Source organism: Streptomyces sp. So13.3 (assembly GCF_005860785.2).
In the GTDB taxonomy this organism is placed as follows: domain Bacteria; phylum Actinomycetota; class Actinomycetes; order Streptomycetales; family Streptomycetaceae; genus Actinacidiphila; species Actinacidiphila fildesensis.
The window spans coordinates 2,408,438-2,431,080 of the sequence record NZ_CP048835.1; the positions used below are offsets into that span (position 1 = coordinate 2,408,438).

General features: G+C 71.8%; 17 protein-coding genes and 1 pseudogene. 2 read left to right on the forward strand and 16 right to left on the reverse strand.

What is annotated here, in order from left to right; translation table 11 throughout:
• Positions 1-91: 91 nt before the first annotated feature.
• Positions 92-2,242 carry an MMPL family transporter gene (locus tag C8250_RS10920; protein WP_138353004.1) on the forward strand — a complete coding sequence of 717 codons (2,151 nt, stop codon included), beginning with the start codon at positions 92-94 and terminating at the stop codon, positions 2,240-2,242.
• 22 nt (positions 2,243-2,264) lie between these two features.
• Here C8250_RS10920 and C8250_RS10925 read toward each other — a convergent pair whose 3' ends face one another.
• The 3 genes from C8250_RS10925 to def all read right to left on the reverse strand — a co-directional run bounded on the left by C8250_RS10925 (position 2,265) and on the right by def (position 5,567).
• A complete protein-coding gene (locus C8250_RS10925; protein ID WP_244809811.1) occupies positions 2,265-3,674 on the reverse strand; it encodes a transcription antitermination factor NusB in 1,410 nt (469 codons plus the stop codon).
• A gap of 293 nt (positions 3,675-3,967) precedes the next feature.
• Positions 3,968-4,909, reverse strand: a complete 942-nt coding sequence (fmt, locus tag C8250_RS10930; RefSeq protein WP_138353002.1) for a methionyl-tRNA formyltransferase — start codon at positions 4,907-4,909, stop codon at positions 3,968-3,970.
• Positions 4,910-5,021: 112 nt separating this feature from the next.
• Entirely contained in the window at positions 5,022-5,567 is a 546-nt protein-coding gene (gene def, locus C8250_RS10935) for a peptide deformylase (protein ID WP_138353001.1), read from the reverse strand.
• A gap of 301 nt (positions 5,568-5,868) precedes the next feature.
• On the opposite strand from def, the gene C8250_RS10940 reads away from it, so the two are divergent.
• Positions 5,869-6,513, forward strand: coding sequence for a hypothetical protein (locus C8250_RS10940; protein ID WP_138353000.1), 645 nt, complete (start codon positions 5,869-5,871; stop codon positions 6,511-6,513).
• Between the two features lie 171 nt (positions 6,514-6,684).
• Here C8250_RS10940 and C8250_RS10945 read toward each other — a convergent pair.
• The 13 genes and pseudogenes from C8250_RS10945 to C8250_RS11005 form a co-directional block, all read right to left on the reverse strand.
• Positions 6,685-8,822 (reverse strand): annotated as a pseudogene (locus tag C8250_RS10945) (primosomal protein N').
• 96 nt (positions 8,823-8,918) lie between these two features.
• Positions 8,919-10,127 (reverse strand): methionine adenosyltransferase, encoded by a 1,209-nt coding sequence (metK, locus tag C8250_RS10950; protein WP_138352590.1) that lies wholly within the window; start codon positions 10,125-10,127, stop codon positions 8,919-8,921.
• 232 nt (positions 10,128-10,359) lie between these two features.
• Entirely contained in the window at positions 10,360-11,568 is a 1,209-nt protein-coding gene (gene coaBC, locus C8250_RS10955; protein WP_138352591.1) for a bifunctional phosphopantothenoylcysteine decarboxylase/phosphopantothenate--cysteine ligase CoaBC, read from the reverse strand.
• 99 nt (positions 11,569-11,667) lie between these two features.
• The gene (gene rpoZ, locus C8250_RS10960) at positions 11,668-11,937 is read right to left on the reverse strand and encodes a DNA-directed RNA polymerase subunit omega (RefSeq protein WP_138352592.1); all 270 of its coding nucleotides are present in this window, start codon (positions 11,935-11,937) and stop codon (positions 11,668-11,670) included.
• Positions 11,938-11,981: 44 nt separating this feature from the next.
• Positions 11,982-12,575 carry a guanylate kinase gene (gene gmk / locus C8250_RS10965; protein WP_138352593.1) on the reverse strand — a complete coding sequence of 198 codons (594 nt, stop codon included), beginning with the start codon at positions 12,573-12,575 and terminating at the stop codon, positions 11,982-11,984.
• 38 nt (positions 12,576-12,613) lie between these two features.
• Positions 12,614-12,937 carry an integration host factor gene (locus tag C8250_RS10970; protein ID WP_138352594.1) on the reverse strand — a complete coding sequence of 108 codons (324 nt, stop codon included), beginning with the start codon at positions 12,935-12,937 and terminating at the stop codon, positions 12,614-12,616.
• Between the two features lie 255 nt (positions 12,938-13,192).
• Complete coding sequence (pyrF, locus tag C8250_RS10975) at positions 13,193-14,038, reverse strand: orotidine-5'-phosphate decarboxylase (protein ID WP_138352595.1); 846 nt, start codon at positions 14,036-14,038, stop codon at positions 13,193-13,195.
• Positions 14,035-15,144: a quinone-dependent dihydroorotate dehydrogenase gene (locus C8250_RS10980; RefSeq protein ID WP_138352596.1), complete on the reverse strand. Its 1,110-nt coding sequence runs from the start codon at positions 15,142-15,144 to the stop codon at positions 14,035-14,037. Before C8250_RS10980 ends, pyrF begins: the two co-directional genes overlap by 4 nt.
• Positions 15,145-15,221: 77 nt before the next feature.
• Complete coding sequence (gene carB, locus C8250_RS10985) at positions 15,222-18,533, reverse strand: carbamoyl-phosphate synthase large subunit (RefSeq protein WP_138352597.1); 3,312 nt, start codon at positions 18,531-18,533, stop codon at positions 15,222-15,224.
• Positions 18,526-19,668 (reverse strand): glutamine-hydrolyzing carbamoyl-phosphate synthase small subunit, encoded by a 1,143-nt coding sequence (gene carA, locus C8250_RS10990; protein ID WP_138352598.1) that lies wholly within the window; start codon positions 19,666-19,668, stop codon positions 18,526-18,528. The genes carB and carA overlap by 8 nt, the downstream gene beginning before the upstream one ends.
• A complete protein-coding gene (locus C8250_RS10995) occupies positions 19,665-20,309 on the reverse strand; it encodes a hypothetical protein (protein WP_244809091.1) in 645 nt (214 codons plus the stop codon). The genes carA and C8250_RS10995 overlap by 4 nt, the downstream gene beginning before the upstream one ends.
• Complete coding sequence (locus tag C8250_RS11000; RefSeq protein ID WP_138352599.1) at positions 20,306-21,592, reverse strand: dihydroorotase; 1,287 nt, start codon at positions 21,590-21,592, stop codon at positions 20,306-20,308. The genes C8250_RS10995 and C8250_RS11000 overlap by 4 nt, the downstream gene beginning before the upstream one ends.
• Entirely contained in the window at positions 21,589-22,620 is a 1,032-nt protein-coding gene (locus tag C8250_RS11005) for an aspartate carbamoyltransferase catalytic subunit (protein ID WP_138352600.1), read from the reverse strand. Before C8250_RS11005 ends, C8250_RS11000 begins: the two co-directional genes overlap by 4 nt.
• Positions 22,621-22,643: the final 23 nt, after the last annotated feature.

The following is a 22,643-nucleotide window of genomic DNA, read 5'->3' on the forward strand; positions in this document are numbered from 1 at the left end:
CGAACACCGGTGCCATGCTGGCTCTCCAAGCACTCTCCCCACAAGGATTTCGGGAGGGCCGACAGACGTACGCAAAGCGGGGAGACTCGTCGTGGGCGGAACCGGACGGTGGGCACACCTGGTGTGCGGCCGGCGCAGCAAGTGGGTCGTACTCGTCCTGTGGCTGATTCTGCTGGTGGCGGTCTCACCGCTGGCGCAGAAGCTGACGGACGAACAGAAGAACGACTCGTCGACGTGGCTTCCCGGGAGCGCGGAATCCACTCAAGTCCTCACCCTCCAGAAGGATTTCCTCCCCGACACCGCTCCAGCCGTCGTCGTATACGCCCGGCCGGGCGGCCTGACCGAGACCGACCGCGCCAAGATCGTCAAGGACACGGCGTCCCTCAAGGCCATGACGCAGCACGGCATCCTCGGCGCCCGCACCGTGGGACCGGTGCTGGAGAAGACCGGCACTCCGCGCGCGGCCCAGATCATCGTCCCGATCAGCGTGGACGCGGGCGGCTGGAACGGCCTGGCCGACGCGGTGAAGGACATCCGCGCCACCGCCGACGCGAACAGCGCCGGCCTCGATGTGCACCTCACCGGTCCTGGCGGCTACGCCTCGGACTCCGCCGAGGCGTTCCAGGGCCTCGACGGCACGCTGCTGTTCTCCGCGCTCGCGGTGGTCGTGGTGATCCTGCTGCTCACCTACCGCAGCGTGACCCTGGTCTTCCTGCCGATCATCTCCGTCATCGGCGCGCTGTTCACCGCCCAGGCGGTGATCTATCTGCTCGCCAGGCACGCCGGTCTGGTGGTCAACGCGCAGAGCGCCGGCATCCTCACCGTCCTCGTCTTCGGCGCCGGCACGGACTACGCGCTGCTGCTCGTCGCCCGGTACCGCGAGGAACTGCGCCGCCACGAGGACCGGCACGAAGCGATGGCCCTGGCCCTGCACCGGGCCGGGCCCGCGGTGCTCGCCAGTGCCTCGACTGTCGCCGTCAGCATGCTGTGCCTGATGGCCGCCGACATGAACTCGACCTCGGGGCTCGGGCCGGTCGCGGCCATCGGCGTGGCCGTCGCCCTGCTCGCGATGACCACGCTCTTCCCCGCGCTGCTCGTCATCGTCGGACGCTGGGCGTTCTGGCCCGCCGTGCCGCACATGGGATCCGACGAGCCGACCCGCAGCGGACTGTGGGCGCGGGTGGGCGGGCGTATCTCCCAGCGGCCGCGCGCGGTCTGGGCGGGCACCGCGGTGGCCCTCGCGGTGCTCTCACTGGGGCTGATCGGCCTGAAGGCGAACGGACTGACGGCCGCCCAGGGCTTCACCGGCACCCCCGACTCCGTGGTGGGCCAAGAGGTCGCGGCGCGGTACTTCCCCGCCGGCGCCGGGCAGCCGCTCGTCGTCATCGCCGACGCCGGGGCCGCGGACCAGGCGCGTACCGCCCTCGGCTCGGTCCAGGGCGTCGCGCCCGGCTCCGTCACCACCCCACCGGGCGTCCCAGCCGAGAAGAACGGCCGGGTCTATCTGGAAGCCACGATGGCTTCGGCGGCCGACAGTACGGCGGCCAAGCAGACCGTCGACCGGGCCCGTGACGCGCTGCACGCGGTGCCGGGCGCCGACGCCAAGGTCGGCGGCGGCACGGCGGTCATCCAGGACGCCAACCGTGCGACCTCGCACGACAACAAGCTCCTCATCCCGATGATCCTCGCCGTCGTGCTGTTCATCCTCGCGCTGCTGCTGCGGTCGCTGGTCGCCCCGCTGATCCTCATCGCGACCGTCGTGCTGTCCTTCGCGGCGGCGCTCGGGGCGAGCACGTTCGCCTTCCACCACCTGTTCGGGTTCGAGGGCGAGGACACCTCGTTCCCGCTGTTCGTCTTCGTGTTCCTGGTGGCGCTGGGCATCGACTACAACATCTTCCTGATGACCAGGATCCGCGAGGAGACGGCCCACTCCGGCACCCGTGCCGGAACGCTCACCGGCCTCGCGGCGACCGGTGGTGTCATCACCTCCGCGGGACTGGTCCTGGCCGGCACGTTCGCCGCGCTGGGCACTCTCCCGCTGGTCGGCTTCGCCGAGCTCGGGGTCGCGGTCGCCTTCGGCGTCCTGCTCGACACGTTCATCGTGCGGTCGATCCTGGTCTCGGCGATCACCCTCGACCTGGGTCACCACGTCTGGTGGCCCAGCAAGCTGGACGCCCCCGGCACCACACCGCCGCAGGCCACCGCCCACCAGCAGGACGACGATCTGGCACAGCGGTCCTGAGACCCGTTCGGCCGCGGGCAGCTCAGGCAGTGCGGCGCAGCAGGGCCAGGTACATGGCGTCGGTGCCGTGCAGATGCGGCCAGAGCTGGACGTCCGGGCCGTCGCCGATCGCGGGGACGCCGGACATCAGGGGGCGGGCGTCGATCCACTCGGCGGCCGGCTGCCCGTCCGTCCCCCAGCTGCCGCTGGTAGGTGCCCCCAGGCCGCGCAGCACGTCGTCGACGACGGCACGGGTCTCCGCCGGGTGCGGCGAGCAGGTGGCGTAGCCGACGACGCCGCCGACGCGGACGGCTCGCAGCGCCTCGGTGAGCAGTCCGCGCTGGAGCGTCGCGAAGCCCGCGACGTCCTCGGCCTTGCGGCGCCAGCGCGCCTCGGGGCGGCGGCGGAGCGCGCCCAGGCCGGTGCAGGGCACATCGACGAGCACCCGGTCGAAGGAGCCCTGGGCCCAGGCGGGACGGGTGCCGTCGGCGACGATCACCTGGTAGGGGCCGGGGTTGCCGGCCAGCGTGCGTTCCACCAGCCGGGCCCGGTGCGGCTGCTTCTCGGACGCGACGAGCAGGGCGCCGCGCTGCGCGGCGAGCGCGGCGAGCAGGGCGGCCTTGCCGCCGGGGCCCGCGCAGCCGTCCAGCCAGAGTGCGTCCCGGCCGTCCAGCGGAGCTGCCGCCAGCGCGGCCGCGACCAGCTGGCTGCCCTCGTCCTGTACCCCGGCCCGGCCCTCACGGACGGCTTCCACCGCGCCCGGGTCGCCGCCCTCGGCCAGCCGTACGGCGTACTGGGACCAGCGGCCGGGCTCGGTCGCCTCCGGCGGGAGCGACGCGGCCACCTCCTCGGCCGTGGAACGGCCGGGACGGGCCACCAACGTCACCTCGGGCCGCTCGTTGTCGGCCTCCAGCAGGTCCTCGATACCGGCCCGGCCGCCGCCGAGCGCGTCCCACAGCGCGGAGACGATCCAGCGCGGATGCGAGTGAACCACGGCGAGGTGCGCCTCGGGGTCGTCGTCGTACGGCGGGGCGACCTGGGCGACCCAGGCGTCGATGTCCTGCGCGGCGATCTTGCGGAGCACCGCGTTGACGAACCGGGCCCGGCCGTCGCCGAGCACGCACCGGGCCAGTTCGACGGTGGCCGAGACGGCGGCGTGCGGCGGGATGCGGGTACCGAGCAGCTGGTGCGCGCCGAGCGCGAGCACGTCCAGCACCGGCGGGTCGACCTCGCGCAGCGGCCGGTCCACACAGGCGGCGATCACGGCGTCGTAGGTGCCCTGACGGCGCAGCGTGCCGTAGACCAGTTCGGTGGCGAGGGCGGCGTCCCGGCGGTCGAACTCGCCGCCCTTCTTGACCGCTTCCGCCTCGGCGTTGCGCAGCAGCGAGGGCAGGACGAGGTTGGCGTACGCGTCGCGCTCGTCGACCGCCCGCAGCGCCTCGAAGGCGAGGATCCGGACCGGATCCCGCTGGGGCCTGCGGTAGGGCTTGCCCTTCGGCTTGCCCTGGGACTTCCCCTGCGAGGTGCCCTGCGGTCGGCTGCGCGGCTGGTCGTTCACGATCAATGTGCTCCGGACTCGGTCGGAAAAAACTGCTGCGCCCGGGCGGCGGGATGCCCCCTCCCGCGCACAGGGCGTGAACAAAGCGTACGGCCGCCGGCCCGCCGACCGCTCACCCGGGCGACCGGGGCCGGCCGCGGGCCGTCACCGTCCGGCGGGACGGCGCTCCTCGTCGGAAGGGGTGCGGGCTACGCGCCCAGGCGGGTGCCGGAGGCGAGGCGGACGCCGCGCGCCCAGTCGGCGGCGCGCATCAGCTTCTTGCCCTGCTGCTGCACCTCGCCGAGTTCCACGGCGTGGCTGCCGGTGCCCACGTACACCGCGTTCTTGGCGACGGAGAGCTCGCCGGGGGCCAGTCCCGCGAGGTCCTCGCGGCCGGGCAGCGGGGTCACGGGGCCGAGCTTGAACCGTTCGCCGTCGAGCAGCGTCCAGGCGCCGGGCGCCGGGGTGCAGCCGCGGATCAGCCGGTCGACGCGCAGCGCGGGCGCGTTCCAGTCCACCGCCGCGTCCTCGACGGTGATCTTGGGGGCGATGGTGATGCCCTCGGTGGGCTGTGTACGGGGCACCAGGCGGCCGTCCTCGATGCCGTCCATGGTCGCGGTGAGCAGCCCGGCGCCGCTGTGCGCGAGCCGGGTGAGCAGATCTCCGCTGGTGTCGGTGGGCCGGACCTCCTCGGTCACGACGCCGAAGACCGGGCCGGAGTCGAGCCCCTGCTCGATGAGGAACGTCGAGGCGCCGGTGACCTCGTCACCGGCCATCACCGCGTGCTGTACAGGAGCCGCGCCGCGCCAGGCGGGAAGCAGCGAGAAGTGCAGGTTGACCCAGCCGTGCACCGGGATCTCGAGCGCGGCCTTGGGCAGCAGCGCGCCGTACGCGACGACCGGGCAGGCGTCCGGGGCGATCTCCCGGAGCCGGGCGAGGAAGTCCTCGTCCCGCGGCTTCACGGGCTTGAGCACCTCGATGCCGGCCTCCTCGGCCCGCTGGGCGACCGGGCTGGAGACCAGCTTGCGGCCGCGGCCCGCGGTCGCGTCGGGGCGGGTGACGACGGCGACGACCTCGTGCCGGTCCGACGCCAGCAGCGCCTCCAGGGCGGGGACGGCGACCTCGGGAGTGCCTGCGAAGACGAGCCTCATCGTGGGTTCTGTGCCTCTCGTTGGCAGGGGGGACGGCCGTGGGCGGTGGTCCGCGCGGCGGGTCGGACGGCGGTCAGGGCAGCGGTCAGGGCAGCGGTTCGGGCGGCCGGACTCACAGCGCGCTGCCGAAGGTGCTGTGCGGGGAGACCTTCACCTGCGGCACGCCCAGGTCCGCCCACTCCGCCTCCCGGATCGCCTTCATCGCGGCCTTGCGCTGCTCGGCGTCGAGCCGGTCGATGAAGATGATGCCGTCGAGGTGGTCGGTCTCGTGCTGGATGCAGCGGGCCAGCAGCTGGGTGCCCTCGATGGTGACCGGGTCGCCGTACATGTTGAAGCCCTTGGCGACGACACCGTAGGAGCGGACGCAGTCGTAGGTCAGGCCGGGGAGCGACAGACAGCCCTCGGGGCCGTCCTGCTCCTCCTCGCTGAGCGTGAGGTCCGGGTTGACCAGATGCCCCATTTCGCCGTCGACGAAGTAGGTGAAGACCCGCAGCGAGACGCCCAGTTGCGGGGCCGCGAGGCCGGCGCCCGGCGCCGCCTGCATGGTCTCGGTCAAATCCTGGACGAGGGTGCGGAGTTCCTTGTCGAAGGTGGTGACAGGCTGCGCCGTCATGCGCAGCACCGGGTCGCCGAAGAGGCGGATGGGCGTGACGGACACGGCTGGCGGGCTCCCGGGTCGGACGGAGCGGGCGGCACCCCTGGGGGCACCCCCGGACGAAGTTCGGGGGATGTGGCTGTGGGGGCACCTCCCAGCGGTAGCTGGGGGCCGTCCAATTCTAGGGGCCGACCCGTTCGGGGGTGCACGCGGTCGTTCGCGCCCCCCGGAAACATCAGCACGCCCCCTGATGCGTGACTCGATGGCCCGCTGGAGCGTTGGTCAAGAGAGATTGACCGAAAAAGGGCCATCACACCACGGACACGGCCCGATCCTTATCAACGCCGGTTGGAGAGGCTTGTTGATGCCCGACCACGCAACCCATGACGCCCAGGCCCGGGCAAGCCTGCACCTACTGGTGCGGGACATCGAAAGGGTCCGCCGACAGGTGGACGCGCTACGGACCCTGACCGCCCAGCTGGGCAATGTGTACCGACCGCGGCGCAGCGGTCCCGCCGCCGGATTCGTCGTCTACGGACGCGCCCCCGCACCCACCGTGCGGCTCGCCCAGGAACTCCGCGACAGTGTGGAGACCCTGGTCACGGCGGCGGTGGAGTTCGACCGCTCGCTGGGGTTCTCCTGGGACGCGGTGGGCTCCGCCCTCGGGGTGACGAAACAGGCGGTGCACCGCCGGTACGGGGCGCGCCGCCATGCCGTCCACGGTACGGAGGACGAGTCCTCGCAGCCGGACACCACGGGGGTGCACGCCGCGGCGTCCGCTCCCCCGATGGCCGGCGTGCCGGCGGCGCGCTCGATGCCGGACCAGATGTCCGCGCCGATGTCGGGGCAGCCGGCCGGGCCGATGTCCGGGCACCTGCCCTCGCAGGGGTCCGGGCCGTTGCCCGCGCAGCTGCCGCAGCAGATGCCGGGACATGTGCCGGGACATCTGCCGGCCAACGCCCGGGAGGACGCCTTCCCCGGCGCGCTTCCCGGTCCGCGCAGCGGCTGAGCGGCACCACCCGCACCACCGCACCGCACCCGCACCACCCGCACCGCTGCACCACCCGCGGTGCGTTTCCGCAGGACCAGCCGCCCCGCCGCCCGCCACGCCGACAGGTCGGACGCCGGGGCGGCGCCATGTCCAGAACCGGACCGGACGTCCTGGGTCTCTGGGGACCGGTCAGCCGATGTCCAGCGGGTCGATGCGGACCAGGACCTGATCGGTCTGCTTGAGCGCCGTACGGGCCACCTGTGCGGCCTTGAGAGCGGCGGCCAGCGCCGCCCCGCTGCCCGGCGGGACCCTGATCAGCATCCGCTCCCTGTGCTCCCCCGCCGGGGCGTCCCCGGCCCCGCGCGGTCCGCCCGGCCGGTCGCCGGACACCGGGACCGGTCCCAGGACGGCGGCCCCCTCGGGCAGCCGGGCCAGCTCGACCAGTGCGGCCACCGCCGCCGGGCTCCCGGTCACGGAGGCCATCCGCGAGACGGGTGGGAAGCCCAGTTCGGCCCGCTCGGCCAGTTCGCGGGCCGCGTGCCCGGCGGGATCCCAGCGCACCAGCGCCTGGACCGGCCGCAGCGTGGGCTCGGCCAGCACCAGCACCGTGCCGCCCTCGGTCGCGGGCCTGACCAGGGCGGCCGCGCCCGTCCAGCGGCGCAGCGTCTCCTCCCCCGCCCGCAGGTCCGGCCGGTTGAGCAGCGCCCAGCCGTCCAGCAGCAGCGCGGCCGCGTAGCCGCCCTCCGCGACCGGTTCGGCGCCCGGCGTGGAGATGACCAGCGCCGGGGTACCGGTGACGGCTCCGAGGATGCCGTCCCGTCCCGAGGTGCGGACCGGGACCTTCGGGAACGCCCGGCCGAGTTCGTCCGCGGTCCGCCGGGCGCCGACCACCTGGGCGCGCAGCCGGAACCCGCCGCACTCCTGGCAGTGCCACGCCGCCTCGGGGCGGCCGCACCATCCGCACTGCGGCGCGCTGCTGCCGTCGGTCAGCTCCAGCGGTCCCGCGCACTTTCCGCACCGGGCGGGTTCCCTGCAGCGTTCACAGGCCAGCCGCGGCACATAGCCGCGGCGCGGGACCTGGACGAGGACGGGGCCGCGCAGCAGCGCTTCCCTGGCCACCTGCCAGGCGAGGCTCGGCAGCCGGGCGGCGCGGGCCGCCCCGTCCCGCGCCTGGTCGCCGTCGCCGATGGTGCGGACGAGCGGCGCCGCCGCCCGGACCGCCTCACGGGTGGCGTCCACCGGCAGCGCCCACTGGGTCTCGACGAGCTGGGCGCCTTCGACGGTGCGGATGAGGCCGCCGAGCAGGAAGGCCGCCCGCTCCTCCGTGGCCCGCAGCAGCAGCACGTCCCGGGCGTGCGGCATGGGGGCGTGCGGCTCGGCGTGGCTGGAGTCGCCGTCGTCCCACAGCGCGACCAGGCCGAGGTCCTGCACCGGGGCGAACATCGCGGCCCGGGTGCCGACGACCGCCCGGACGGCGCCCCGGCTGACCGCCAGCCAGCGCCGGTAGCGCGCCTCGGGGCCGGCATCCGCGGTGAGCAGGACGTGGTGGCCCTCGCCGAGCAGCGCGGTGAGCGCCGCGTCGACCCGGGCGGCGGCCCGGCCGTCGGGCAGCACCGCGAGCGCGCCGCGGCCCGGAGGCGAGGGGTGGCGGCGATGGCGGCGGCCAGCTCGGCGGGCCAGTGCGGGCCCGGCAGCGCGGTCCACACGGCGCGCGGGAGTCACCGCGGCCCAGCGCGCGCAGCAGCGCGGGGCCGGTCGGATAGCGCGACCAGGTGCCGGGCCCGGTGGGGCGGGGTGGCGGGCGGTTCCGGGGAGGGCTTCTTCTCCACCCGGCCGTGCCGGGCGGGCACGGCGAGCTGGATCACGTCGGCGAGCGATCCGGCGTACCGGTCGGCGACCGCGCGGCAGAGCCGCAGCAGCGCCGGGCTGAGCACCGGCTCCGGGGACACCACCTGGGCGATCGCCGCGAGCGGGCCTGCGTAGTCGGACTCGGTGAGCCGGGCGACGACGAAACCGTCGATCAGCCCGCCGCCCTCGCGGCGTCCGCTGACGACGTTGTGCGCCCCGGCGCCGAAGCGGACCCTGACCCGGACCCCGGGCTGCGCGTCCGCGTCCATCGCGGCGGGCACCGCGTAGTCGAAGTACTTGTCGAGGTGCAGCACGCCTTTGTCGACCAGGACGCGGGCGACGGGCAGCCCCTCTGCGAGATCGGCACCGCGCCAGGTGCCACGCCTGGCCTTGGGTTCCTTCGCCTTGCGCACGGACTCGCGGATGAGCGCCAGCTGCTCCCCCGCCGGTGGATTCGTCCGCTCGTCCTCGCTGCTCACAGCCCCAGTCCTACCAGACGTCCCGGACAGCGCGACGGCCCCGGACCGCAGGGTCCGGGGCCGTACGCGTGGTGCGGGTGTGTCTGCTGCCGGGTCCTACAGACCGGCGGCGGCGCGCAGCGCCTCGACACGGTCGGTGCGCTCCCAGGTGAAGTCCGGCAGCGCGCGGCCGAAGTGGCCGTACGCGGCGGTCTGGGAGTAGATCGGACGCAGCAGGTCCAGGTCGCGGATGATCGCGGCCGGGCGCAGGTCGAAGACCGACGCGATGGCCTGCTCGATCTTCTCGACGTCCACGGACGCGGTGCCGAAGGTCTCGACGAACAGACCCACGGGCTCGGCCTTGCCGATCGCGTAGGCGACCTGGACCTCGCAGCGCGAGGCGAGGCCCGCGGCGACGACGTTCTTGGCGACCCAGCGCATGGCGTACGCGGCGGAACGGTCGACCTTGGACGGGTCCTTGCCCGAGAAGGCACCGCCGCCGTGACGGGCCATGCCGCCGTAGGTGTCGATGATGATCTTGCGGCCGGTGAGGCCGGCGTCGCCCATCGGGCCGCCGATCTCGAAGCGACCGGTCGGGTTCACCAGCAGGCGGTAACCCTCGGTCTCCAGCTTGATGCCGTCACCGAGCAGCGCCTTGAGCTCGTGCTCGACGACGAACTCGCGGATGTCGGGCGCGAGCAGCGACTCGAGGTCGATGTCCGAGGCGTGCTGCGAGGAGACGACCACGGTGTCGAGGCGGACGGCCTTGTCGCCGTCGTACTCGATGGTGACCTGGGTCTTGCCGTCCGGGCGCAGGTACGGGATGGTCCCGTTCTTGCGGACCTCGGAGAGCCGGCGGGCGAGCCGGTGTGCCAGGTGGATCGGCAGCGGCATCAGCTCGGGGGTCTCGTCGCAGGCGTAGCCGAACATCAGGCCCTGGTCGCCGGCGCCCTGCTTGTCGAGCTCGTCCTCGTCACCCTCGACACGCTGCTCGTAAGCGGTGTCCACACCCTGGGCGATGTCGGGCGACTGCGCGCCGATGGACACCGAGACGCCGCACGAGGCGCCGTCGAAGCCCTTCTTCGACGAGTCGTAGCCGATCTCGAGGATCTTGTTGCGCACCAGGGTCGCGATGTCCGCGTATCCCTTGGTGGTGACCTCACCGGCGACGTGCACCTGGCCGGTGGTGATCAGCGTCTCGACCGCGACCCTGGAGGTCGGGTCCTCCTTGAGGAGGGCGTCGAGGATCGTGTCGCTGATCTGGTCAGCGATCTTGTCGGGATGTCCCTCGGTGACGGACTCCGAGGTAAACAGGCGGCGGGACACATTGCTCCCTGGGGTTGCAGCGGCTGCTGGCTGATCATGGGGTGGGACGCGCGGGGCTGCGCCCGGCGTTCCGTGGCTAGTTTATCGTTCGCTCCGGCCGGACCGACAAGCCATCTCGGTACTTGGATATGCCGTGACCTGCGACACCACTGGCGCCGGTACGACGATCGGCCTTGTCGCACGGGCAGAATGCCGCAGAATTCCGGTTTTGGTACACCCGGAGGAAACTATTTCACGTCAACCGGGCCAGCGTGAGATCCCACACCTGGTCGGCGAGGGCTTCCTTCGGACCGTACGGTACCGGGGTCTCGCTGCCGTCCGCACCCAGCACCACGGCTTCGTTCTCCTCGGAGCCGAACGCCTTGTGGTCCCCGACCTCGTTGACAACGAGCAGGTCACAGCCCTTGCGGAGCAGTTTGGCCCGACCGTTCGCCAGTACATCGTCGGTTTCGGCGGCGAACCCGACGATGAGCTGTCCGGGGTATGAACGTTGTGTGGCGAGTTCGGCGAGGACGTCGGGGTTGCGGACGAGTTCCAGGGGCGGCTGCTCCTGGTCGTCCTTCTTCTTGATCTTGCCTTCGGCGTAGTACGCGGGCCGGAAGTCCGCCACGGCCGCCGCCATGACGACCACATCGGCGTCCGCCGCCGCCTTCAGCACCGCCTCGCGCAGCTGCAGCGCGGTGCCGACCCGCACCACATCGGCGCCCGCCGGGTCGGCGAGGTCGGTGTTGGCGGCCACCAGGGTGACCCGGGCGCCGCGGGCGACCGCCGTACGGGCCAGTGCGTAGCCCTGCTTGCCCGAGGAGCGGTTGCCCAGGTAGCGCACCGGGTCCAGCGGCTCACGGGTGCCGCCTGCGCTGATCACCACATGGCGCCCGGCGAGATCGGTCGCGAGCCCCCGCGGGCCGCGGGCGAGCACCCGGCGGCAGACCTCGAAGATCTCGGCGGGGTCGGGGAGCCGGCCCTTGCCGGTGTCCACACCGGTCAGCCGGCCGACGGCGGGCTCGATCACGATCGCGCCCCGGCGGCGCAGGGTGGCGACGTTCTCCTGGGTGGCGGGGTGTTCCCACATCTCGGTGTGCATGGCCGGCGCGAACACCACCGGACATCGCGCGGTGAGCAGGGTGTTGGTGAGCAGGTCGTCGGCGAGGCCGTGCGCGGCCTTGGCGAGCAGGTCGGCGGTGGCCGGGGCGACCACCACGAGGTCGGCGTGCTGGCCGATCCTGACGTGCGGGACTTCCTGGACGTCGTCCCACACCCGGGTCGAGACGGGGTTGCCGGACAGTGCCGACCAGGTGGCCTCTCCCACGAAGTGCAGCGCCGAATCGGTGGGGACCACGCGTACGCCGTGCCCGGACTCGGTGAGCCGCCGCAGCAGCTCGCACGCCTTGTAGGCGGCGATCCCGCCGCTCACCCCCAGGACGACCTGTGGCTGGCCCATCGTCTCTCCCGCCGAGCTGTGGATTCTCTGGTGTCCATCACACACCACGGGCCCGGCAGCGGTGCTGCCGGGCCCGTGGTGACAAGGATTCGGGTACTGCTAGCCGGCCGACTCGATGGCCTCGGAGGTCAGCAGTCCCGCGTTGATCTCGCGCAGCGCGATCGACAGCGGCTTCTCGTGGACGTGGGTGTCCACCAGGGGGCCGACGTACTCCAGCAGGCCTTCACCGAGCTGGGAGTAGTACGCGTTGATCTGGCGCGCGCGCTTGGCCGCGTAGATCACCAGGCTGTACTTCGAGTCCGTGGCCTCGAGCAGCTCGTCGATCGGCGGGTTGATGATGCCCTCGGGCGTGGTGATGGAAGAGGACATTCTCTACCTACCCCTACTTGCTTGTGGAAAAGAATGGAAGTGGATCATACAACTCTCATCAAGGCTAGCAGCTCACGTGCTACATCCTCGACGGAGGTATTGACAAGGGTGATGTCGAACTCGGATTCGGCAGCCAGTTCGACCTTGGCCGCGGCCAGCCGCCGCTCGATCACCTCGGGCGATTCGGTGCCCCGCCCGGTGAGCCGGCGGACCAGCTCGTCCCAGCTCGGAGGGGCCAGGAAGACGAGCTGCGCCTCGGGCATCGACTGGCGGACCAGCCGGGCACCCTGCAGATCGATCTCCAGCAGCACGGGTTCGCCCGCGTCGAGCCGGTCCAGGACCGCCTTGCGCGGGGTGCCGTAGCGGTTGCCCGCGAACTCGGCCCACTCCAGCAGTTCACCGTTGGCGACGAGCTTGTCGAACTCGTCGTTGTCCACGAAGAAGTAGTGCACTCCGTGCTGCTCGCCCGGCCGTGGCCGACGAGTGGTGGCCGACACCGAGAGCCATACCTCGGGGTGGACCTTGCGCATATGAGCGACGACCGTGCTCTTGCCGACCCCGGAGGGGCCGGAGAGCACGGTCAGCCGCGGACGTACGTCCGGGGGCACGGGGGACGTCCCCCGGGATGTTGCAGCCATGAAGCGATTATCCCGGTTCCCGGAGGTGCTGGGGACCGTCAGGCGGCGCCGCCGCCGAACTCACGCTCCAAAGATGCGATCTGGTTGGAGCCGAGACCCCGCACCCGGCGGCTTTCGGAGATGCCGAGCCGCTCCATGATCTGCTTGGCGCGGACCTTGCCCACACCGGGCAGGGACTCAAGGAGGGCCGAGACCTTCATCTTGCCGATGACATCGTTCTCTCGGCCCGACTTGATGACCTCGTGCAGCGAAGCGCCGGAGTGCTTGAGCCGATTCTTGACCTCGGCGCGCTCCCGGCGAGCCGCAGCGGCCTTCTCGAGCGCGGCAGCGCGCTGTTCAGGGGTAAGGGGCGGAAGAGCCACGCCTACGTCACCTCGGATATCGAACTGTCGGATACGGACCGGTTGTGGAACCTAGTCGCCCTCACCTGCAGGGCAACGAACGAAGCACTTGCGTGCTCGCTCTCGTCGGAGACTAGCGGTCACGGCGGCTCAAGTCAGCGAGAACAGACGAAAAGTCCTGGTCAGACTCGATCCGCTGGGATTTTTAGGACATATCGGCACCGGTTGACGCTGTCGCGGCTCCCGACAGGGGTCCTGAAGGGCGCCGGTTGCCGCTCAGCCCGCCAGGGCGGCACGGACCTCGTCGGAGAACCGGGCCGCGGCGTCCCGCAGTCCGGCCGCGTCGGGGCCGTGCCGCAGCACATCGCGGCTCACGCTCGGGAGGACGTTGCCGACCGCGGACCCGAAGAGCCCGGGAAGACCGGCGGGCGTCGCGCCCTGGGCGCCGATACCGGGGGCCAGCAGCGGCCCGTTGACGTCCAGGTCCGCGCCGGCCTCGCCGAGGGTGGCACCGACCACGGCGCCGACGGATCCGAGCGGCCGCTCGCCGGCGTTCTCCGCCGCGATGTGGTCGAGCATCACCTGGGCGAGCGACTTACCGTTCGCCGCCGTGGCCCGCTGGACCTCGGCGCCCTCCGGGTTGGAGGTCAGAGCGAGGACGAAGACCCCGGCGCCGGAGATCCGCGCCGCGTCCAGCGCGGGGCGCAGCGAGCCGAAGCCGAGGTACGGGCTGACGGTGACCGCGTCGGAGAAGAGCGGGGAGTCCTTGTCGAGGAACGTGGCGGCGTAGGCGGCCATGGTGGAGCCGATGTCACCGCGCTTGGCGTCCATCAGCACCAGCGCGCCGGCGGCGCGGGCGTCGGCGACGGCCCGCTCCAGCACGGCGATGCCCTTCGAGCCGAAGCGCTCGAAGAACGCGCTCTGCGGCTTGAGGACGGCGACCCGGTCGGCGAGGGCCTCGACCACGGTGCGGGTGAAGCGCTCCAGACCGGCCACGTCGTCGTTGAGGCCCCAGGAGGTCAGCAGCGCCGCGTGCGGGTCGATGCCGACGCAGAGCTGACCGCGGGTGTCCATCGCGTGCCGCAGCCGCGCGCCGAAGGGTTCCAGGTTCTCCACGCTCATGAGCTCACCTTCCGGTGTTCGGCGCCGACCGCGTCGGCGAGGGTGGCGTACGGGCTCGCGGCCAGCCGGGCCGCGAGGCCCTTGTGGAGGGCGCGGCACCAGAACGGGCCCTCGTAGATGAAGGCGCTGTACCCCTGGACCAGGGTGGCGCCGGCCAGGATGCGCTCCCAGACGTCGTCGGCGGTCGTGACGCCGCCGACCCCGACCAGGGTGATCCGGTCGCCGACCCGGGCGTACAGCCGGCTCAGCACCTCCAGTGAGCGGGATCGCAGCGGAGCGCCGGACAGCCCGCCGGTCTCCTGGACCAGCGCCGGGTCCGAGGTCAGCCCCAGGCCGTCGCGGGCGATCGTGGTGTTGGTGGCGATGATGCCGTCCAGACCGAGTTCGACGGCGAGGTCGGCGACCGCGTCGATGTCGTCGTCGGCCAGGTCGGGGGCGATCTTCACCAGCAGCGGTACCCGGCGGGTGGTGACCGTGCGGTCGGCGGCCTCGCGCACCGCGGTCAGCAGCGGGCGCAGCTGGTCGACGGCCTGCAGATTGCGCAGGCCCGGGGTGTTCGGCGACGAGACGTTGACGACGAGGTAGTCCGCGTGGGCCGCGAGCCGCTCGGTGGACGTCACGTAGTCCCCGGTGGCCTCGTTCTCGGGGACCACCTTGGTCTTGCCGATGTTGACGCCGACCGTCGTCCGGAAGACCGGGTTACGGGCCGCCAGCCGGGCGGCGACCGCGGCGGAGCCCTCGTTGTTGAAGCCCATGCGGTTGATCAGCGCCCGGTCCTGGACGAGGCGGAAGAGCCGTTTCTTCGGGTTGCCGGACTGCGGCTGCCCGGTGACGGTGCCGATCTCGATGTGGTCGAAGCCGAGCATCGCCATGCCGTCGATCGCGACGGCGTTCTTGTCGAAGCCGGCCGCGAGGCCGAACGGGCCGTGCATGCGCAGGCCCAGCGCCTCGGTGCGCAGCGCCTTGTGGCGGGGCGCGAGCACGGCCGCCACGAGGGTACGCAGGACCGGGACGCGGGCGGCGAACCGGATCCAGGCGAACGCCAGGTGGTGCGCCCGCTCGGGGTCCATGCGCCGGAAGAGCAGTCGGAAGAGGAGGGGATACATGCGGAGCCTTCTACGGGATTCTGCGGGGCGGCGGTCACATGGCGAGGGGGACACCGGTCGGTGTCCCCCTCCTGGCGCTATCCCTCGCGGGCGGCGTTCAGCCGTTCCGCGTGTTCCTGCAGCGATCTGACCCCGATGTCACCGCGGTTGAGCGCGTCGATGCCCTGCACGGCGGCGGCGAGCGCCTGCACCGTGGTCAGGCACGGGACACCGCGGGAGACCGCGGCGGTCCTGATGTCGTAGCCGTCGAGGCGGCCGCCGGTGCCGAACGGGGTGTTGACGATCAGGTCGATCTTGCCGTCGTGGATCAGCTGCACCACGGTCGGCTCACCGTCCGGGCCGGTGCCCTCGCTCTGCTTGCGCACGATGGTGGCGTGGATGCCGTTACGGCGCAGCACCTCGGCGGTGCCGGAGGTGGCGAGCAGTTCGAAGCCGTGGTCGGCGAGCGCGCGGGCCGGGAAGACCAGGTTGCGCTTGTCGCGGTTGGCCACCGAGATGAACGCGGTGCCCTTGGTGGGCAGCGCGCCGTACGCGCCGGCCTGGGACTTGGCGTAGGCGGTGCCGAAGACGGAGTCGATGCCCATGACCTCGCCCGTGGAGCGCATCTCCGGGCCCAGCACGGTGTCGACGCCGCGGCCGTGGATGTCGCGGAAGCGGCTCCACGGCATGACGGCCTCCTTGACGGAGATCGGCGCGTCCAGCGGCAGGGTGCCGCCGTCGCCGGTCTTCGGGAGCATGCCCTCGGCCCGCAGTTCGGCGACGGTCGCACCGAGCGAGATCCGGGCGGCGGCCTTGGCCAGCGGCACCGCGGTCGCCTTCGAGGTGAAGGGGACAGTGCGCGAGGCGCGCGGGTTGGCCTCGAGGACATAGAGGATGTCCCCGGCCAGCGCGAACTGGATGTTGATCAGACCCTGGACGCCGACACCCTTGGCGATGGCCTCGGTGGAGGCGCGCAGCCGCTTGATGTCGTAGCCGCCGAGGGTCATCGGGGGCAGTGCGCAGGCGGAGTCGCCGGAGTGGATACCGGCCTCCTCGATGTGCTCCATGACGCCGCCGAGGTAGAGCTCGGTGCCGTCGTAGAGCGCGTCGACGTCGATCTCGATGGCGTCGTCGAGGAACCGGTCGACCAGGACCGGGCGGGTCGGGCTGATCTCGGTGGACTCGGCGATGTACGAGGAGAGCCGGGCCTCCTCGTAGACGATCTCCATACCGCGGCCGCCGAGCACGTACGACGGGCGGACCAGGACCGGGTAACCGATCTCGTCGGCGATGGCCTTGGCCTCGTCGAAGGTGGTCGCGGTGCCGTGCTTGGGGGCGGGCAGTCCGGCCTCGGCCAGGACGCGGCCGAAGGCGCCGCGGTCCTCGGCGAGGTGGATGGCCTCGGGCGAGGTGCCGACGATCGGCACCCCGTTGTCCTTGAGGGCCTGCGCCAGGCCGAGTGGGGTCTGGCCGCCGAGCTGGACGATGACGCCCGCGATCGGGCCGGCCAGCGACTCGGCGTGCACGATCTCCAGCACGTCCTCGAGCGTCAGCGGCTCGAAGTACAGGCGGTCGGAGGTGTCGTAGTCCGTCGAGACGGTCTCGGGGTTGCAGTTGACCATCACGGTCTCGTAGCCCGCGTCGTGCAGCGCGAACGAGGCGTGGACGCAGGAGTAGTCGAACTCGATGCCCTGGCCGATGCGGTTGGGGCCCGAGCCGAGGATGATCACGGCGGGCTTCTCGCGCGGCGCGACCTCGGACTCCTCGTCGTAGGACGAGTAGAAGTACGGGGTCTTGGCGGCGAACTCGGCGGCGCAGGTGTCGACCGTCTTGTAGACCGGGCGCACCCCCAGCGCGTGCCGGACCTCGCGCACGACGTCCTCGCGCAGTCCCCGGATCTCACCGATCTGAATGTCGGAGAACCCGTGCCGCTTGGCGTCGGCGAGCAGCTCGGGGCCGAGCTTGTCGGCGGCCGCCAGATCGTCGGCGACCTCCTTGATCAGGAAGAGCTGGTCGGTGAACCACGGGTCGATCCGCGTCGCGTCGAAGATCTCCTCCGGCGTGGCGCCGGCGCGGATCGCCTGCATGACGGTGTTGATCCGGCCGTCGGTCGGCACCGCCGCCGTGGCCAGCAGCGCGTCCTTGTGGCCGGGCTCGCCGACGAAGGTGAACTGGCTGCCCTTCTTCTCCAGCGAGCGCAGCGCCTTCTGCAGCGCCTCGGTGAAGTTGCGGCCCATCGCCATGGCCTCGCCGACCGACTTCATGGTGGTGGTGAGGGTCGCGTCGGCCGCCGGGAACTTCTCGAAGGCGAAGCGCGGCACCTTGACGACGACGTAGTCGAGCGTCGGCTCGAAGGACGCCGGGGTCTTCTCGGTGATGTCGTTCGGGATCTCGTCGAGCGTGTAGCCGACGGCGAGCCGGGCGGCGATCTTGGCGATCGGGAAGCCGGTGGCCTTGGAGGCGAGCGCCGAGGAGCGCGAGACCCGCGGGTTCATCTCGATGACGATGACGCGGCCGTCTTCGGGGTTGATCGCGAACTGGATGTTGCAGCCGCCGGTGTCGACGCCGACCTCGCGGATGATCGCGATACCGACGTCCCGCAGGTTCTGGTACTCGCGGTCGGTCAGCGTCAGCGCCGGGGCGACGGTGATGGAGTCGCCGGTGTGGACGCCCATCGGGTCGAAGTTCTCGATGGAGCAGACGACCACGACGTTGTCGTTGCGGTCGCGCATCAGCTCCAGCTCGTACTCCTTCCAGCCGAGGATGGACTCCTCCAGGAGCACCTCGGTGGTCGGCGAGAGCGTGAGGCCCTGGCCGGCGATACGGCGCAGTTCTTCCTCGTCGTGGGCGAAGCCGGAGCCGGCGCCGCCCATGGTGAAGGACGGGCGGACGACGACGGGGTAGCCGCCGAGGGTGTCCACCCCCGAGATGACGTCGTCCATCGAGTGGCAGATGACGGAGCGGGCGGACTCGCCGTAGCCGATCTTGGCGTTGACGGCCTCGACGACGCCCTTGAAGAGCTGGCGGTCCTCGCCCTTGTTGATCGCCTCGACGTTGGCGCCGATCAGCTCGACGTTGTACTTGTCCAGGACGCCGTTGTCGTGCAGCGAGATCGCCGTGTTGAGCGCGGTCTGGCCGCCGAGGGTGGGCAGGAGCGCGTCGGGGCGCTCCTTGGCGATGATCTTCTCGACGTACTCCGGCGTGATCGGCTCGACGTAGGTGGCGTCGGCGATCTCGGGGTCGGTCATGATCGTGGCCGGGTTGGAGTTCACGAGGATGACCCGCAGGCCCTCGGACTTCAGCACCCGGCAGGCCTGGGTACCGGAGTAGTCGAACTCCGCTGCCTGGCCGATGACGATCGGGCCGGAGCCGATGACCAGGACGGACTGGATATCGGTGCGCTTAGGCACGCTGGCCCTCCATCAGAGATACGAAGCGGTCGAACAGGTACGCGGCGTCGTGCGGGCCGGCGGCTGCTTCGGGGTGGTACTGGACGCTGAACGCCGGCTGGTCGAGGAGGTGGAGTCCCTCGACCACGTTGTCGTTCAGGCAGACGTGGCTGACCTCGGCCCGGCCGTAGGGCGTGTCGGAGACCGTGTCGAGCGGCGCGTCGACGGCGAAGCCGTGGTTGTGCGCGGTGACCTCGACCTTGCCGGTGGTGCGGTCCTGGACCGGCTGGTTGATGCCGCGGTGGCCGTACTTGAGCTTGTAGGTGCCGAACCCGAGCGCGCGGCCCAGGATCTGGTTGCCGAAGCAGATGCCGAAGAGCGGGGTCTTCCGCTCCAGCACACCGCGCATCACCGCGACCGGGTGGTCGGCGGTGGCCGGGTCGCCGGGGCCGTTGGAGAAGAACACCCCGTCGGGCGCGACGGCGTACACGTCCTCGACGGTCGCGGTGGCGGGCAGCACATGGACCTCGATGCCGCGCTCGGCCATCCGCTGCGGCGTCATCGCCTTGATGCCGAGGTCGATCGCGGCCACGGTGAAGCGCTTGGTGCCGATCGCCGGGACGATGTACGACTCCTTGGTCGCCACCTCGGCCGACAGGTCGGCGCCCTTCATCTCGGGCGCCTGGAGGACCTTGGCGAGCAGGTCCGCGTCGGTGCCGATGCCGGCACCGGAGAAGATGCCGACCCGCATGGCGCCGCGCTCGCGCAGATGGCGGGTGAGGGCGCGGGTGTCGATGCCGCTGATGCCGACGACGCCCTGGTTGACGAGTTCCTCGTCGAGGGTGCGGCGGGCGCGCCAGTTGGAGGAGACCCGGGCGGGGTCGCGGACCACATAGCCGGCGACCCAGATGCGGGAGGACTCCGGGTCCTCGTCGTTGACGCCGGTGTTGCCGATGTGCGGGGCCGTCATGACGACCACCTGGCGGTGGTACGACGGGTCGGTCAGCGTCTCCTGGTAACCGGACATGCCGGTGGAGAAGACGGCCTCGCCGAAGGTCTCCCCCACCGCGCCGTAAGCACGGCCGCGGAAGATCCGGCCGTCTTCCAGGACGAGTACGGCGGGGGTCCTGTCTGCCCGCTGAGTGGAGGTCGTCATCGTGGGCCTTCCTGGTGGAGCGGGGCGGCGACGGCACTGTCGCCGGGGTGCTGGTCGGGTTCGGGGGCGTCCGCTGCGGATGCCGCGGCCCCGGATGTTGATGCCATGGAGTCGACCGCGTCGACCCAGCCGGCGTGCTCGGCCGCGTGCTCGGAGCGGAAGCCCGAGTCGATGAGCCGGCCGCCGTGCTCCCAGGTGATCACCAGCAGGCCGCCCTCGGTGAGGACCTTGCCGGCGATGCCCTTGTCGAGCCGGGCGCCGCGCAGTGCGGCGGTGGGGACGAAGAAGTCCGGCGCGCCGGTCCGTTCCGCGCGCAGGCCCTGCTCCGTCAGAGTGAGCACGACCATGCTGCGCACCCCGAGACCGTGGGCGACGATGCGGTCAAGCCACTGACCCGCGGTGGTGCTGCCGTGGTAGCGGCCCTCGAGGGTCAGCAGCGGTTCGGCGCCGTCCTCGGGGGCGGTGGGCAGCTCGGGCAGGCCGCCCTGCAGGGTGCCGCGCCACTTCCAGCCCTCGCGCATCAGCCAGTAGACGAGCGCGACGAACAGGCCCAGGCCGACGATCCAGCCGATCCGTGCGGACCAGTCGGTGACCTGCTGGGACTTCTGGTCCGCCGCCAGCAGAAGAGTCAGAGTTGTCACGCGAGTTTCCCGTCCACGACCGTCGCCCTGCCCCGCAGGAAGGTGGCGATCACCCGGCCCGGCAGCTCGCGGCCCTCGTACGGGGTGTTGCGGCTGCGGGAGGCGAAGCCCGCGGGGTTCACCACTCCACGGTATGCCGGATCGACGAGAGTGAGGTTCGCGGGCTCGCCCGCGGCGACCGGCCGTCCGTGTCCTGCCAGCCGGCCGATGGCGGCGGGCCGCGCCGACATGCGGTCGGCGACGCCGGCCCAGTCGAGCAGACCGGTGTCGACCATCGTCTGCTGGACGACGGACAGCGCGGTCTCCAGGCCCACCATGCCCATGGCGGCCGCGGCCCACTCGCAGTCCTTGTCCTCGTGCGGGTGCGGCGCGTGGTCGGTGGCGACGCAGTCGATGGTGCCGTCGGCCAGCGCCTCGCGCAGCGCCATGACGTCGGCCTCGGTGCGCAGCGGCGGGTTGACCTTGTAGACCGGGTTGTACGAGCGGACCAGCTCGTCGGTGAGCAGCAGGTGGTGCGGGGTGACCTCGGCGGTCACGTTCCAGCCCTTGGACTTGGCCCAGCGGACGATCTCGACGGAGCCGGCCGTGGACAGGTGGCAGATGTGCACCCGGGAGTCGACGTGCGCGGCGAGCAGCACATCGCGGGCGATGATCGACTCCTCGGCGACGGCCGGCCAGCCGATCAGGCCCAGTTCGCCGGAGACGATGCCCTCGTTCATCTGGGCGCCCTCTGTGAGGCGGGGCTCCTGGGCGTGCTGGGCGACGACACCGTCGAAGGCCTTCACGTACTCCAGCGCGCGGCGCATGATCACCGCGTCGTCGACGCACTTGCCGTCGTCGGAGAAGACCCGCACACCGGCGGCGGAGTCGGCCATCGCGCCGAGCTCGGCGAGCTGCTTGCCCGCCAGGCCGACGGTGACGGCGCCGACCGGCTGCACGTCGCAGTAGCCGGACTCGCGGCCGAGCCGCCAGACCTGCTCGACGACGCCCGCGGTGTCCGCGACGGGGAAGGTGTTGGCCATCGCGTGCACGGCGGTGTAGCCGCCGATGGCGGCGGCGCGGGTGCCGGTCAGGACCGTCTCGGAGTCCTCGCGGCCCGGCTCGCGCAGATGGGTGTGCAGGTCGACGAGGCCCGGCAGGAGGATCATGCCGTCGGCCTCGACGACGGTGGCGTCGCCGGCCTCCAGAGCGGTTCCGACGGCGGCGATCGTCTCGCCGTCGATCAGGACGTCCTGCGGGTCGCCGCCAAGGATCTTCGCGCCTCGGATCAGGGTCTTGCTCATGACTGGTGGTTCTCCTCGGTGCGGGCGGCGGGGGCGGCCGTGGCGATGGCGGGTTCGTTCCCGCCGAGCAGCAGGTACAGGACGGCCATCCGGATGCTGACGCCGTTGGCGACCTGCTCGACGACGGTGCAGCGCTCGGAGTCGGCGACCTCGGCGGTGATCTCCATGCCGCGGTTCATCGGGCCGGGGTGCATGACGATGGCGTGTTCCGGCAGGGCGGCCATCCGGCCGCCGTCGAGGCCGTAGCGGCGGGAGTACTCGCGCTCGGTGGGGAAGAACGCGGCGTTCATCCGTTCGCTCTGCACCCGCAGCATCATCACGGCGTCGGACTTGGCGAGCACCGCGTCCAGGTCGTAGGAGACGTCGCAGGGCCAGGTGTCCACGCCGATCGGCAGCAGGGTCGGCGGGGCGACCAGGGTGACCTGGGCGCCGAGCGTGTTGAGCAGATGGACGTTGGAGCGGGCGACCCGGCTGTGCAGGATGTCGCCGACGATCGTGATCCGGCGGCCCGCCAGATCGCGCCCGCTTCCGTCACCGGGACCGCGGTGGAACGTGGGGCCGCCGTCCTTCGCGCCCGCCAGGTGGCGGCGCATGGTGAAGGCGTCGAGCAGCGCCTGGGTGGGGTGTTCGTGGGTGCCGTCACCGGCGTTGACGACCGAGCCGCCGATCCAGCCGGAGGTGGCGAGCCGGTGCGGGGCTCCGGAGGAGCCGTGCCGGATGACGACGGCGTCGGCGCCCATCGCCTCCAGGGTCAGCGCGGTGTCCTTGAGGGACTCGCCCTTGGAGACCGAGGAGCCCTTGGCGGAGAAGTTGATGACATCGGCGGAGAGCCGCTTGGCGGCGGCCTCGAAGGAGATGCGGGTGCGGGTCGAGTCCTCGAAGAAGAGGTTGACGACGGTGCGGCCGCGCAGGGTCGGCAGCTTCTTGATCGGCCGGTCGGCCACGCGGGCCATTTCCTCGGCGGTGTCGAGTACGAGGATGGCGTCGTCGCGGGTCAGGTCGGCGGCCGAGATCAGGTGGCGCTTCATCGGGTCACTCCGAAGGGGGTACT

Coding starts and splice junctions, on each gene's coding strand:
- pyrF (WP_138352595.1), bottom strand. CDS start 14,038: ATGAGCGTGGAGAACCTGGAACCCTTCGGCGCGCGGCTGCGGCACGCG.
- gmk (WP_138352593.1), bottom strand. CDS start 12,575: ATGGCTGCAACATCCCGGGGGACGTCCCCCGTGCCCCCGGACGTACGT.
- C8250_RS10980 (WP_138352596.1), bottom strand. CDS start 15,144: ATGTATCCCCTCCTCTTCCGACTGCTCTTCCGGCGCATGGACCCCGAG.
- C8250_RS11000 (WP_138352599.1), bottom strand. CDS start 21,592: ATGAGCAAGACCCTGATCCGAGGCGCGAAGATCCTTGGCGGCGACCCG.
- carA (WP_138352598.1), bottom strand. CDS start 19,668: ATGACGACCTCCACTCAGCGGGCAGACAGGACCCCCGCCGTACTCGTC.
- fmt (WP_138353002.1), bottom strand. CDS start 4,909: ATGAGGCTCGTCTTCGCAGGCACTCCCGAGGTCGCCGTCCCCGCCCTG.
- C8250_RS10940 (WP_138353000.1), top strand. CDS start 5,869: ATGCCCGACCACGCAACCCATGACGCCCAGGCCCGGGCAAGCCTGCAC.
- rpoZ (WP_138352592.1), bottom strand. CDS start 11,937: ATGTCCTCTTCCATCACCACGCCCGAGGGCATCATCAACCCGCCGATC.
- coaBC (WP_138352591.1), bottom strand. CDS start 11,568: ATGGGCCAGCCACAGGTCGTCCTGGGGGTGAGCGGCGGGATCGCCGCC.
- C8250_RS11005 (WP_138352600.1), bottom strand. CDS start 22,620: ATGAAGCGCCACCTGATCTCGGCCGCCGACCTGACCCGCGACGACGCC.